Origin of the sequence: Salegentibacter lacus, assembly GCF_020164555.1 — a bacterium.
Taxonomy (GTDB): Bacteria; Bacteroidota; Bacteroidia; order Flavobacteriales; family Flavobacteriaceae; genus Salegentibacter; species Salegentibacter lacus.
The window spans coordinates 32,562-46,674 of the sequence record NZ_JAIQZB010000014.1; the positions used below are offsets into that span (position 1 = coordinate 32,562).

Sequence of the window (14,113 nt, forward strand, 5' to 3'; positions counted from 1 at the left end):
GATTTTAACGCCACAAATATACTTATAATTACTGGTCAAATATAGACCTGGCCTCCTTATACACCCGCTCAAAATTAGATTCCAAATCAGCTTTGGAATAAGGTTTTTGATCTTTAGCCGAAGGCAGATCGCGCCTAATATTCTGCAATCTAAACTGTACCTTTTTATCTTTTCCATCTGCATAGGTTATAAATTCCCCCTGGTTCAGGCGAAAGAAAACATCGGCACGGATTTTTGGGATTTCCTTCTCTCCGGTGGTTACCCGAGTATCAAAATCGAGGCTGTACCCGCGATTCACACTGGTAGTAGGTTTTTTCACAATCTCAAAAAACCGCTCATAATATTTGGCAGTATCGGGATCGTTCACCTTTCCAAAAAACTGATAGGACAAATTGCTTAAAATAGCCTTACTGGCTTTATCCCCATACATCATATCGTTTTGGATCTTATCCTGCATTACATAAATAGTAGCGATATCATAACTCCTCAGGGTTGCCGGGATCCGGTGCATATTCAACAAACGAAGGGTGGGGGCTTCTTCCATCAGTAGGAAAGAAGCTTTGGAATTACGAACACTCATTTGTTTAGTAATGGTATGGATGATCGTGGCTATGACTGGTGAGTATGAAGCTTCGTATTTTGGGTTGTTCACTACGGAAATAACTGCAGGGTTTTCCTCACTATTAATATGAAGCGGAACCTCATCTTTAGAAAGCACCATAAAAATCTGCTGGGTACTGATCCTTTTAAGGGCATTGGCCAGGGTACTTTTTACACCGGCCGTTTGCCGCTCAGAATCTTTCCCGCTAATAAAGGCATCGGCCATTGCACGGGAAGTTGTATTGGTTTCCAAAAACTGGATAAGGCTATCAGTATTTAAAAACTGATAAATAGCGATAAGATGTGGGAGGGTACAAAACTTGGGGTAATCCGTTTTTAATTTCCAGATCAGTCCCCCGATCAAACCTTCAGCGGCATCATTAAAAAATTTTGTAGTTCCCGAAGTTCCGGACTCCCGTTGCTCCAGGAGGTTCTCTACCAGTACTCGGGAAACTTCATTTACACTTTCCTCGTTCTCCAGGTATCGTGGAGCGATGGGATTCACCCGATGGATGATTTTATCAAATGAAATAACCTTAAAAGGAATTTCCCGGTCTTTAAAAAGCGGATAGGCCATTTCGGTAAGTTCAAAGTCTTTATAGTCGTGAATGACACCACAAAAATTTTCCTTTTGAAAATGTTTTAAAAAGCCATACACCACGCTTTCGGTCTTCCCGCTTCCGGCAGAACCAATAACGGAAGCACCCCGTTTAATATTTTCCAGTTTAAATTTTCCTTTGTTGGTTGCAAAACCGACCTGGTATTTTCTATCGATCTTTTTATTATCCTGATCCTTATGTAAAAAAACATACATCAGGGTATTGATCAGGAGCAACGGACACCCCAGGAATAACAAAGCCGGAATCCATTGGTTATCCTGGACTCCATAAATGCCAAGAGCCGTCATTAGTAATAGATTCAAAACAAAAGCAAATCGGTTGATGAGCCTAAAACATATATAGAACAATATGCTTACCAGCCCGATGATCAGAAGCAGTCTAACAAGATTTTCTATGTCCATAACTTTTAAAATTAAATTCCAATTGAACTTGATTTAACGGCTACCTCTACCCCTTTTTTGAGCCTGTTAAAAATTTTGAGGGCAAGTTGTGCCTGCGAGGTTGGAATGCTGGGAATCATCGGGATGCCCGATTCCCGGATGAGCTTAAAAGCAAGTGCTTTTTCATTATTGGGCAATCCTAGTATTGCATTAAAATAGTGGTTCGGCTTTTTGATAAATTCCTTTCGTGCCGTATAGGTTTCCACAAAATTGCGCTGGTAACCGAAGGTTTTATCAAAGGTCTTTTCCGCCTTTTCAAAAAAGCGGTCTCGGTCAAAACCTCGTTTAACGGTTTTGCCATTAAAGTTAACTTCCGAAGCTTTGTATTTACTACCCGGAGATAAGCTAACCAAATTGGAGGCATCTTTTCTACTCACAATAATATGGATATGGCTTTGATTTCCTGTTTTGGGCATTCCCTGGACGATTCGCTTACCATCTTGCCGGTGTGGTGCCCGGGCTTCCAGTTTCTCAATTTCCTTTTCCCGTTTTTGAATACTTCTCTGCATCAGCCCGGTTTCTATTTTTCGGACTTCACTTTTAAGTTGAAGAATTTTAGTGGCATATGGCTGGTTTTCGCGAACCTGGCGATCGGTACCCTTAAAACTCCGGCTATGTTCAATTTTAGCGTAATATTTAATATCATTAATATTTATCGGGCGGCCATCTATTTCCCGGTTGAAGCAGGCCACATAATCCTTCATCAGTTCCCGGGTATACCTTTTTACATCCTTGCTACTGTTTTGCAGGCGTTTTAATTCGTATTTGGAAGGGCTAACCGTAATGGAATAGAACTTCGGTTCTTTCTTCTTGAGCTTAGCGGTATTGTTATCAATTTCTTTGACGACTTCCCCCGGGGTGATGACATCCTCATATTGATTAAAAAAATGTTCCTTTGCCCCTTCTTCCAGGCCTTCATTTTCTTTTTCAAGGTAACTAACAAAACCTGAGGAACTTTGGGAATAATTCCCGCCCAACTTTTGGGGAGTGATAGTGATATACATAGCAAGAAATTTTACAGGTTATTATCCGAAAATTTCTTTTCACCCAAACCACCTTGTTCCTGTTTCGGAACACCATCTTTTTTCTCTCGGAGGATTTTCTTTTCCAGGATGAGTGGTTTCTTTTGAGGTGCTTCGGTTTGGAAAAGTGAGGCGACCATCGCCGCGGTGGGTTTAGTTTGCGTTTTTTCCATATCACGCATAATGGCAATAACCGCATTGATACGTTTCTTAAAAGAAGCTTCGATAGTCCTACCTGTAGGCCCTAATTTTTCTCTTGGGGAAATCTCATTATAAAAGAAAAAGTCGAGCATTGTTTCCAGGGCTTCGGTGTGTGATTTGAAGTGTGTTCTTGAAAATTCCTGAAAACGTTTTGCCGTTTCTTTTTTAAACCTGATGCCGATAAATGAGTCCATAATTCGCCGATTTGTCGCAAATTCTTCCCTAAAAATGGGCGCTGGCAGGGCATTTGTCGCAAATTGCTTAAACTCAGGAATTTAAATAAATTTTAAACAACTGATTTACAGTTATTTAAAAACAAAAAGGAGTGCTTAACATCGCGAAGCGTGTTACCCTCTTGCTACTCCTTTTCGTCCCGCAGCGCGGGACAAAAATTCCGTACAATTTGGTCTGTTTTCTGTCTTGATAGACAGTCAAAAGCCACTTGCCAATTCCCGGAAAAAATTTCCGGATTAATAATTTTTTGATGTGCAGGTTATCGGCGAAAGTCAAAATGGATACACCTGCGTAAATTTGAATGCTGAAGATCAGCGTAATAAAGATACATTTTTTTTATAAAATCAAGGCAAAGAATACCTAATGAATAAACTTTTTTCTATATCATTTGAATTTTTCATTTAATGATAGAAAGGAAAATCCAGGTAACAGCGGATTTTCCTTTTTTACTTAAATTGAGAGTGAAATGCTCCTTATTTTTGAGCACAACCAACTAAGCTATTTTTTTTATCTTTTATGCTAAAAAACTGCTTTGTTTATAGTGATTTATTGAGGAATATTTGAGCCTAAAAAAACACCTCTAAATAATAGAAGTGTTTTAAAAATCCGGTTTGAAAATTAAAAAATTATAGAATTCCTTCATCTGCAAAACTGTAGTAATTACCGTCAGGAATAAGAATAATATGATCCAGGACTTTAACATCAAAAAATGTTGCAGCATTTTTAATTTTCCTTGTCAGGCTTTTATCGGCTTCACTTGGTCTGAGGGTTCCGCTGGGGTGATTGTGCAATAAGATTATTGCCGTAGTTAAGGATTTTAATACTACTGCGAATAAGATTCGAACATCGACCAGGGTCCCGGTAATACCTCCATTAGAAACTTCATAGATTCCTTTAACCCTATTGGCATTATTGAGCAGTATAATTTTAAAGGTTTCCTGCAATTCAATATTATTTTTATTCCACTGTTCAAATGCCAATGCTGCCGCACAGCTGGAACTGTTTATTTTTGGAAGTAAATTTGTTTTTATATTTCCGCTGTAGCTTATCGCAATTTCATTAACTTTGGTTTTCATTATTAGCTTATTTAAAGGGTTAATAATTAAAAGAGGGCTCTACTTTCGAAGGGTACGCCCTCTTTGTTTTTAAAAATTACTGGTCTGCGTTTTCCTTATTTCCAAGGAATAAGATTTCATTTACCAAAATTTCGGTAACAAATCGTTTTTCCCCGCTTTGGGTTTCATAGGATCTGGAAGTCAGTTTGCCACGGATAGCTACTTCTTTACCTTTATCGACATATTTCTCGATAAGCTCTGCCTGTTTTCCCCAGGCCACTACATTGTGCCAGTCGGTTTGTTGCACTTTTTCCCCGTCTTTGTGGTAATATTCATTGATAGCCAATGAAAAGCTGCATACCTTTTTACCGCTTTCAAAATTCTTTGTTTCGGGAGCGTTTCCCACATTTCCAATTAACTGTACTTGGTTTCTTAGATTACTCATAATTAAAAGATTTAGAAACCTGCTTTTCTTTGCAGGTTGATTAAACATTGATTTACTTATTATATCCGGAGCGTTTTCCTTTTTTGATTTTTTTACTTCGCTACCGGGTATGTTGTTTTGAAATGATTTCATAATTTTTATTAATTGATTTACTTCTTATAGAGCCGTTTGCTGTTACCTTTTTTGATGCTGATACATTTTCAATATTTAGAATTAGGGAAGGTTTATAAAAAGGAGGGACGACTGGCTTATGCAACCTGGACTAACTTCTAAATATTGGTATTTTGCATTACAAAAAAGGTAGGGACAGCTACGGCCGGGAAGGAAATGGAAAGGCTGAAATTGAAAAGCAACCGGAAGCGAAGTAAATGCAGGAATGAATTTCCGATGGGGCGGACTCCATTCCCTATTTCGGATTGGGAATGAAGTGATCCTTACCAGAACACCAGAAGAGTTAACGAAATGAAAAGGAGAAATTGGGAATAGTGTCCAAGACTTCAAGGGAAGCTCTTTCTCCGTAATGGAGCTTTTCGCGAAATTAGGGAGAATGTGCTGACCGATCAATACAAACGGATCATCCACTTTAAATCGAATTCACTGTAGACTTAAAATGATAAGGTAATTGGTAGTATTAGGAAATGCCCACGGCTCATTTAATTCCCTACGCAAATACCGTAATAGAGTGAAAAATAAGTTAGTGGGTAAATTATAGTTACGAATTATTCCAATCTAAAATGGAATCAATTGACTTTAAAAGACAAAGATTTAATTTTTCAGAAAGTCACGAAAAAAGTGGATAAAATTTATAAAAGGAATTTTTTTCCGGGGTTCCAAATACTCAATATAAGCGTTGAATATTGCGTGGGTCACTCGTCCGGAAAATATTCTTCCAAATATCACCAATCATTCTTGAAATAGAATAATATCAGTTAAGGGGTAAAACAGCGAACAAACTTTGAACGTTAAGTCATAAACTAAACCACTCTTCACTTAAAGTGCAGAGGTTTTTCTCCCAGGGTTTAAAATCCAACAAAGCTATTCCAATATAAATTGGAATCGTCACTTGAACCTCACGATAATGATCCCGATAATCATTAACCATCTCATCCTTCAATATCGTTTTGGAATTCTTATTGAAGTTCTCTAGACTTTCGCCCTTTAAACTTCTCCAGTATATTACTTACATTAAGTTTAGGAACATATTAAATATGCATATGGACATAATCCGAACTAACAATTCCTTTTGATATTCCTATTCCTTCTACTTCACCTATTTGAACTAACAGTTCACGACAACCCTCCTGATTATCACCTTGAAGTACCTTTTATCTATATTTAGTGGACCAAAGATGCGGAAAGCCCCCTCATTAATAGCCTTCAAAATTTTAAAAAATTAGTTGCAAATCTCAACTAATTAATTTTACCTTTGTCTTTCAATACTATTTCATATGAACATAGGTTTTAAAATGAGTGAAGTAATAAAATCTATTGGCAAGCTGATCGATAAATCCGTTATGGAAAAAGGGCATGAGCTTTCGATGGAGTACTTCATCATGCTAAACATTCTATATGACAAAGACAATATAATCCAGCAGGACCTCGCCAGTATAATGAACAAGGATAAATCAGCAATTCTCAGGCAAATAGATGTATTAGAAAGAAAAAAACTGGTAGTACGTATTCCCGATAGCGAGGATAGGCGTAAAAAAACAATTGTCCTTACCAAAGACGGCAGGAAGATGGTCGAGAAGCTTAGAAAAATTGAAGCTGACATTTTCAATAGCCTTCTAAAAAATGTATCGGAAAAAGATTTGAAGATTTTTGAATCGGTCCTGGATATAATGAAAGCACAGGTGTAACATTTTTTTTACCCAATTAATTGACAAAATCAACATTCTTTTAAATCAACTATAATAATCGGTAATATGCCCAATTACTTCTCCCTTAAATATATGCTACTTGTAGTCGCAGTTTACTTAGGTACTTATCAGGCCAACGCACAAAGTCAGGTTCTTTCTTTGAAAGAAAGTATCAATTATACCTTGCAACATCACCCCAGTAGTACAATTGCAAGATACTCGACGCAATCGGCAGAAGAAGAAATTAGGGAAAGCAAAGCTTCTTTTTTGCCGTCTGTTTATGGAAGCGTGGGACTTGACTACAACATCAAACTTCAAACAACCATTATACCTGCAGGCAGCTTTTCACCTACTGAAACAGAGCTGCAAATGGGTAACAAATTCACTAATTCAGCGTATATCCAGGCAGAGCAAAACCTGTTTGATAAAAGTTTATCGTTGGATATTACATCGGCAAAGATTGATAAAGAAATTACCGACCTGAATGTATTGAAACAAAACCAAACGCTTATTTACAATACTGCATCGGCATACTATCAGGCTTTAAAGTATGCTGAAGAGGGAAGATTGCTGAAAGAAAGCGAAAAGCAATATGAAACGATGGTAGATATTTTGAAACTGCGTTACGAGCAGGGCGTGGTAAAGAAAAGTGAGTACGACCAGGCAAGGGTTAATTACAACAACATACAATTAGAAATTCAGGCTAACGACAATGAATACCAACTTGCATTGAACACCCTCAAAAACAGCATGGGTCTTGAGCTTGAAGCCTCTATTAGTATTGAAGATAGTGTGAGTAATGTAGATGTTGAGGATATAGGCCTCACCGCTCCCTCAATATTAGAGCCGGATAATATTATTGATTACCGCATTGACCAAAAAAACCTGGAGCTACAGGTCCTGGATGTGCAACAAAAGAAAGCCGCTTTTCTTCCATCCATTTCAATGTACGGAAATTACGGTGGCAATGCCTTTGGTTCAGAGTTTTTACCAGCCATGGGTAATTGGTTTGACTATGCTACCATTAGCTTACAGGCTACTATTCCAATTTTTAGCGGCTTTAAAAAGAAAAGCCAACTAGCGCAGAGTAAACTTAGCCTTGCCTCACAAGAGCTAACCAACTCACTCAACCTGCAAACCTACAAACTCGATGTAGAAAATGCTTTCACGCAAATTATGAATGCTTATACCAGTCTAAATAAAAGCAAAGAAAACCTTCAGCTTGCACAAGAAATGATGGATGCGTCAACTATTGAATACAGGGAAGGAACAACTACGCTTTCTTCTTTACTGGACGCAGAATATTCTTATAAAGAGGCACGAACTACTTATACCAGCACATTGCTGGATTACCTGAATGGCCGGTTAAACTATTATAACAAAACCGGCACCATTACCGACTTTCTAGATGAATTAAAATAAAACAACTTCGAAAAATGAAATCCCCATGGACACATGCACACCCGACAAGAATGATTATTTGGGGATTTTATGTGGCCATTAAAAAATATTAAAATACTCACATGAAAACGAAAAGAATTATTACCATCATACTGATTGTATCGGTGCCTGCTGCAATCATCATTGGATTGATGACGAATAAAAAAAAGTTGGATGAAGCGAAGCAACCTGTGGACAGAAGCAATATCGCTGTAAATGTAACCGTAGATACGGTCTCATTGAAAACGGTTGATAACTCTGTTACACAGCCAGCCACCCTAATTACCGAGAATGACGCCAGTGTAGCAGCAGAAACCTCCGGAACAATCAGCAGTCTGGATATAGAGTTGGGCACATCAGTTAAAAAAGGTCAGGTAATCGGGCAGATTGATGCTACCGAAAACCAACAAAAACTGGATGCTGCAATGCTTTCCATCACCAAACTTACCTCCGATTACGAAAGAAATAAAGTACTGTTGGCCGGCAATGCCACCAATGCCAATGCCGTAACAGATGCAAAATATGAATTGGATGCAAAGAAGTTGGAAGCCGCCCAACTACGTACACAAATTGAAAGAGCCAGGATTACAGCTGCATCAGCTGGTGTGATTACCGATAAGCTAAAAATAGCAGGAGAGTATGTTACCACTGGCGCCACAATAGCAACGATCACCAATGTGAATAGCTTAAAAGCCAATGTAAGTGTGCCGGAGAGCCAGGTTTTGCACATAAAGAAAGGACAGGAGGCTGTCATCACTTCCCAGTCTTATCCCGGCGCAAGTTTTACTGGAATTGTGAATTATGTAAGTCCTAAAGGAGATGACAACCACAATTATACTGTGCAGCTTGACATCTCCAACACCGGTGCTATGCAGTTAAAAGCAGGTCTATACGTAAATGTTCAATTTCCAGTTTCAGCAACAAATCGATCCCTGCTCATGATTAACAAAAACGCATTGGCGGAAGGTGTGAAAAACCCAGTTGTATTTGTATTTAAAAATGGAGTGGTGGAAAAAAGAAAACTGGTTACGGGCACTGAACAGGGTGATTACATAGAAGTGAAAAGTGGCTTATCTGCAGGTGAACTGGTGGTAACCAACGGTCAAATCAATTTATCAGACAGCAGCAAAGCTGAAATTGCACAAATAAGATAATCCGGAAACCTACCAGGTTGTTATTGCGTACCATAAAAAAAATCTAAAAATGAGTATCACAGAATTAAGTATAAAACGTCCGTTATTGATAACGGTAATGTTCGTAACACTTATCTTGTTTGGCATTATTGGTTATAATAGCCTTAGCCTGAACCTGCTTCCAAAGTTTACGACCAATGTTGTTTCCGTTAACACCACATACACAGGCGCATCACCTGAAGAAGTGCTAGCCAGCGTTACCGAGCCATTGGAAGATGCGCTTTCTTCGGTTGAAGGGGTTGATGCCATAAGCTCTTCCTCGCAGGAAGGTTCATCATCCATTTCCCTGGAATTAACCAATAGTGTGAGCACTGCTGATGCCCAGTTAGATGCCGAAAGAAAAGTAAACGAGATATTGGCATCGCTGCCAGAAGACGTTGACGACCCTGTGGTAAGCCGAATGAGTTCTGATGACGAGCCCATATTGAAATTAAGCATCACTGCCAACATGAGCGACACGGAGTTGTATGACTTTATCGATAATGAAATAAAGCCCTTGCTTACCAATATAACAGGCGTATCGGACGTAAGCGTAATCGGCGGAACGAAAAGACAAATCAACATTGATATTGACAACGATAAACTGAAAGCCTATAACCTTTCGTTACTCGATGTTAACTCCGTTATAAGTACCAGTGATGCTTCTTTCCCCGCAGGTAAAATTGAAAGCGATAACAACCGCTATTCACTTGATTTGAATGCAAAGGTTCAAACTGTTGAGCAGTTAAGAAATGTGGTTTTACGACAAAATATTGACGGGAGCAGGGTATTATTAAAAGATGTGGCCTCCATTACTGATGGAAAAGAAAATGCAACGCAATTAAACCGTTTAAATAGCGAGCCCGCTATCGGTATTGAAATAAAAAAACAAACGGATGCCAACACGGTTGCAGTAAGCAAGCTGGCCAAACAACGTTTGGAAGAACTTAAAGCGGATTATGCAGCTGATAATTTCGAATATAATATAGCTTCCGATCAATCCACATATACACAGGCATCCGCAGATGCGGTGGTTCACGATTTGCTTCTCGCAGTTATCATAGTGTCATTTGTTATGCTGTTCTTCTTACATAGTGTTCGCAGTTCAATGTTCGTACTAGTGGCTTTACCTTCCGCTATGATACCCACTTTTATTATGATGTGGGCATTTGGATATTCGCTGAATATGATGACGCTGATGAGTCTTTCGTTGGTGGTGGGTATTTTAGTAGACGATAGTATCGTGATATTGGAAAACATTTTTCGCCACATGGAAATGGGGAAAGATAAACGCACTGCAGCTTTGGACGGCCGGAACGAAATTGGCTTTACTGCATTGGCGATTACCTTGGTTGATGTGGTTGGCTTTTTACCGCTTGCTCTGGTTGGCGGTATGATTGGCAATATTGTAAAAGAATATGCGATGGTGGTGGTGTTTTCTACCCTGTTGAGTTTGTTGGTAGCCTTTACGCTCACACCACTTTTGGCATCCCGTTGGGCAAAACTTACGCATTTGAGCAAAACTTCTTTATGGGGTAAAACCAATAGATGGTTTGAATCGCTAATTGACGATTTACGTGAGTTTTATTCAAAGGTTCTGATATGGTCGCTGGGCCATAAACGATATGTGATTATTGCAATTTCCGTATTGATTATTGGTTCCGTTGCATTAATTCCTATCGGCTTTGTAGGTACGGAGTTTATACCAACCTCTGATCGCGGTGAACTAAATATTCAAATCGATTTAGCAGGCAATACGCCTTTAAATAAAACAAATGAAAAGGTTGCACAGATAGAAAGCATCATACTCAAACATCCCGAAGTAGTGAATGTCTTTTCAAAAGTAGGTACGCAAAGCGGTGCCGGAATGGGAGCCAACTCATCTTCTAACAGCAACCTTGCGGAAATTTCCATACAGCTTATCGATGTAAATGAACGTGCGATAAGCACTGTTGATTTCGGAAGGAAGGTAAGAGATGAAATCATGCAAATACCCGGTGTCAAGCCTACGATAAAAACAGTGGGCATGACAGGCAGTGCCAATTTTGATATTCAGATGGATGTTCGGGGAGTAAACACCGATTCTATTATGAAGGCAGCAGCCATCGTGAAAGACATTTTTGAAAAAACACCCGGCACCGATTATGTGCAATACAGCACCAAAGAAGCCAAACCTCAGGTTTCTATTGCGCTTGACCATGAGAAAATGGCCAGCTATGCGGTGACAGTAAATGATGTGGGTAATTCTGTGCAATATGCATTCAGTGGCAGTGATAACACTAAATTCAGGGACAAGGGAGAAGAATATGCGGTGAACCTCGAGTTAGATGCTTCCAATACCATGACCATTGAAGATGTTAGGAAATTCAATGTGCAAAATTCCCGTGGTGCCAGCATTCCGCTGGAGGCAATAGCCACCATTACGGAAACATCTAGCCAATCCGTACTCGAACGAACAGACCGGCTTAACTCGGTGACTATAAATGCCATTGCAGTAGGTCGTCCTTCCGGAAGTATTTCGATGGAAATTAAAGAGCAACTTGAAAATGTTGACTTCCCTGCGGGCGTACAAGTAGTAGAGGCCGGATTCGGTAAAAACCAAAATGATGCATTCAGCAGCCTGTTTTCCGCTGTGGGCCTAGGCATATTGTTGATGTACCTTATTATGGTGGCCCTGTATGAGAGTGTCGTTTATCCTTTTGTAGTATTATTCTCATTACCTGTTGCCATCATAGGAGCCATACTGGCATTGGCACTTACGTTAAATACCATAAACCTGTTTTCTATATTAGGCATTATCATGCTTTTGGGGCTGGTAGCGAAAAACGCCATTCTTATTGTTGACTTTGCTAACCAGGAAAAGGAGAAAAGCATGTCCGTAAGGGATGCCCTGGTTTCAGCCGGCCGGGAGCGGTTACGCCCTATCTTGATGACAACGCTTGCAATGGTCTTTGGCCTTTTACCAATGGCGCTTTCCTCAGATGCGGGTTCTGAAACCAAGAACGGTATGGCTTGGGTAATTATCGGCGGCTTAACAAGCTCCATGATTTTTACACTGGTATTCGTACCCGTTATGTACACTGTTATTGAAAGCGGGAAAAATAAAGTAAATGGTTGGTTTGGGATAAAAAAAGAGACCCCTGTGGTTGCTGAAGCAAAGTAATAAATAGGTTAAAATTTTAAGGAGAAGTTTTTATAAAAAAAGATTGAAGTTGTTGACCTCTAAAAAAGTTTGGAGATTTTACTGCTGTGGAAAACATCAGTTATTAGGTTGATAAAAATGAAATCTTCGCATTTCCTGGTCCCAATGGAGCCAAGAAATCTACCTCCATCAAAATGATGACTACAATTTCAGCGCCCACAAGTGGCCAAGGGAAAATTGATGGTTTTGATGCTGTAAAATAAAAGAAACAGGTTCTTGAATCCATAGGCATTATTTCCTGGATTTAAATGAAGACCTGACGGCATACGAGAACCTATACTACCATGTCGTGGTTTACAAAGTGACCTCGGCAACAAGAAAGCAAAAAAATGAAAAGGTGTTAAACCAGATAGGCTTGCTGAATCCTAAGGATGAATATATCAAAAACTTCTTCGGCGGGATCCCAAGAAGGGTTGAAATAACCCGTGGAATGCCCTGCTTCCAGGAGCGTATATAACTTATGGAGGAAAAGTGTTAAATTTAAGTTTAGTGCTTTAAGGTATATTTTTTTGCAATCCGAAATAATCGAAAACCTCCAATAGTACCTACACGCAAAACGTTAGGAGCAATTTTGATCCGTATACTTCAAAAATCTACATTTCCGAAAAACTATACAACATACCTGATTTTGTATAATCTGAGAGTCTTAATTAAGGAGAACTTTGCATTGAATTTAAAAATGAAATGTATGCAAAATCAATTAAAATATTTGTTATTAACCGGTGCATCTACCGGTATAGGATTGGTAACTGCCGGTGTGCTTGCTAAAAATCGTTATTATGTATTTGCAGGAAGGGCCATAAGCATAAGATCAGCTTACACGATCAATCTTAACTTTATTATTCCAGACGGTAATTTCATCTTCTACTTCATAAAAGATCCAATTTATCATTTTAAAAAGCATGGACCCAGAGTAATGGATGAAACAAATCCACTAACATCGCAATTAAAAATTTTGTATGCGTGATTTTATATCTTCTGCGGAAGCCTCAACTGCTTCACTATATTCACCTTCGGAATAATATTTCATGTAATCCTGATAGTACTCCAGCGCTTCTTCAAGGCGCTCTTCCATTAATTCCCTAAAGCTATTAATGGCTAACTGATATGCAGAATCAAACCTGTAATAATACGCTTCTTCCCTAAATGGAGATCCTGGATTGTTAGCAAGAAAATTATTAAAAGAAGTAATAGCGGCCTGGTAGTTACCGGCACGGGCTTCTCCGGTCAAATGATATTGTTTAGCAATTTCATACTCCTTCTTTTCCAGTTTTATACGCAATTCAGCAGCCATATCGTTGGCTTCCTCGGCGTGTTCGCCTTCAGGATAAGTGTTCAAATAAGCCTGAAGTTCTGCAATTGCTTTATGAGTATCGGTTTGATCAAGATCGTATCTTGGAGAAAGTTCGTAAAAACTTCTTGTTTTTCTAAAAGCTGCTTCTTCCACCTTATCACTATTAGGATAAGATTGCTGAAAACGCTCAAACTCGTAAGAAGAAAGGTAATAATCACCTAATTGATAATAGGTATTAGCAAATAAGAAACTTAGTTTCTCTCCCTGTGGTTTACCGCGATACTGAGGAACAATCTGTTCAAACAAGCGTAAGGCTTTGCGGTACTTTGATTTACTATTCTCTTTCTGAGCTTCGTTATAAAGCTTTTCGGCAAGTACATATTTCTCACCCGCTTCCGGACTTTTCAGCACCTTTTGGTATTGGCTGCAGGAGGTAGAAACAATCACCATACTTATTAACAAGATTATTTTCTTCATCTAAATTTTAATTTTGATAAAACTACTTTTTCAAGATTATTGTAAAAGCTGA

The 14,113-nt window shown here is 38.9% G+C and carries 12 protein-coding genes; 6 read left to right on the forward strand and 6 right to left on the reverse strand.

Annotated elements, in window-relative coordinates:
* Window positions 1-28: 28 nt before the first annotated feature.
* The 5 genes from LB465_RS12350 to LB465_RS12370 all read right to left on the reverse strand — a co-directional run bounded on the left by LB465_RS12350 (window position 29) and on the right by LB465_RS12370 (window position 4,617).
* Window positions 29-1,621, reverse strand: a complete 1,593-nt coding sequence (locus LB465_RS12350) for a type IV secretory system conjugative DNA transfer family protein (protein WP_224470175.1) — start codon at window positions 1,619-1,621, stop codon at window positions 29-31.
* Window positions 1,622-1,632: 11 nt separating this feature from the next.
* Window positions 1,633-2,664 carry a MobB family relaxase gene (gene mobB, locus LB465_RS12355; RefSeq protein ID WP_224470176.1) on the reverse strand — a complete coding sequence of 344 codons (1,032 nt, stop codon included), beginning with the start codon at window positions 2,662-2,664 and terminating at the stop codon, window positions 1,633-1,635.
* 11 nt (window positions 2,665-2,675) lie between these two features.
* Window positions 2,676-3,077 carry a BfmA/BtgA family mobilization protein gene (locus LB465_RS12360; RefSeq protein ID WP_224470177.1) on the reverse strand — a complete coding sequence of 134 codons (402 nt, stop codon included), beginning with the start codon at window positions 3,075-3,077 and terminating at the stop codon, window positions 2,676-2,678.
* A gap of 666 nt (window positions 3,078-3,743) precedes the next feature.
* Complete coding sequence (locus LB465_RS12365) at window positions 3,744-4,193, reverse strand: JAB domain-containing protein (protein WP_224470178.1); 450 nt, start codon at window positions 4,191-4,193, stop codon at window positions 3,744-3,746.
* A 76-nt stretch (window positions 4,194-4,269) separates the two neighbouring features.
* The gene (locus LB465_RS12370; RefSeq protein ID WP_224470255.1) at window positions 4,270-4,617 is read right to left on the reverse strand and encodes a single-stranded DNA-binding protein; all 348 of its coding nucleotides are present in this window, start codon (window positions 4,615-4,617) and stop codon (window positions 4,270-4,272) included.
* 1,448 nt (window positions 4,618-6,065) lie between these two features.
* Between LB465_RS12370 and LB465_RS12375 the strand changes: the two genes are divergently transcribed.
* From LB465_RS12375 to LB465_RS12395, 6 genes are all read left to right on the forward strand, one after another.
* Complete coding sequence (locus LB465_RS12375) at window positions 6,066-6,476, forward strand: MarR family winged helix-turn-helix transcriptional regulator (RefSeq protein ID WP_224470179.1); 411 nt, start codon at window positions 6,066-6,068, stop codon at window positions 6,474-6,476.
* A gap of 66 nt (window positions 6,477-6,542) precedes the next feature.
* On the forward strand, window positions 6,543-7,898 hold the full coding sequence (locus tag LB465_RS12380; RefSeq protein ID WP_224470180.1) for a TolC family protein: 1,356 nt from the start codon (window positions 6,543-6,545) through the stop codon (window positions 7,896-7,898).
* A gap of 101 nt (window positions 7,899-7,999) precedes the next feature.
* A complete protein-coding gene (locus LB465_RS12385; protein WP_224470181.1) occupies window positions 8,000-9,070 on the forward strand; it encodes an efflux RND transporter periplasmic adaptor subunit in 1,071 nt (356 codons plus the stop codon).
* A gap of 49 nt (window positions 9,071-9,119) precedes the next feature.
* Window positions 9,120-12,251 carry an efflux RND transporter permease subunit gene (locus LB465_RS12390; RefSeq protein ID WP_224470182.1) on the forward strand — a complete coding sequence of 1,044 codons (3,132 nt, stop codon included), beginning with the start codon at window positions 9,120-9,122 and terminating at the stop codon, window positions 12,249-12,251.
* A gap of 122 nt (window positions 12,252-12,373) precedes the next feature.
* Complete coding sequence (locus LB465_RS18505) at window positions 12,374-12,493, forward strand: hypothetical protein (protein WP_394370937.1); 120 nt, start codon at window positions 12,374-12,376, stop codon at window positions 12,491-12,493.
* A 485-nt stretch (window positions 12,494-12,978) separates the two neighbouring features.
* On the forward strand, window positions 12,979-13,257 hold the full coding sequence (locus tag LB465_RS12395) for a hypothetical protein (protein ID WP_224470183.1): 279 nt from the start codon (window positions 12,979-12,981) through the stop codon (window positions 13,255-13,257).
* Here the strand turns inward: LB465_RS12395 and LB465_RS12400 are convergent.
* Entirely contained in the window at window positions 13,237-14,061 is an 825-nt protein-coding gene (locus LB465_RS12400) for an outer membrane protein assembly factor BamD (RefSeq protein WP_224470184.1), read from the reverse strand. The genes LB465_RS12395 and LB465_RS12400 overlap by 21 nt on opposite strands.
* Window positions 14,062-14,113: the final 52 nt, after the last annotated feature.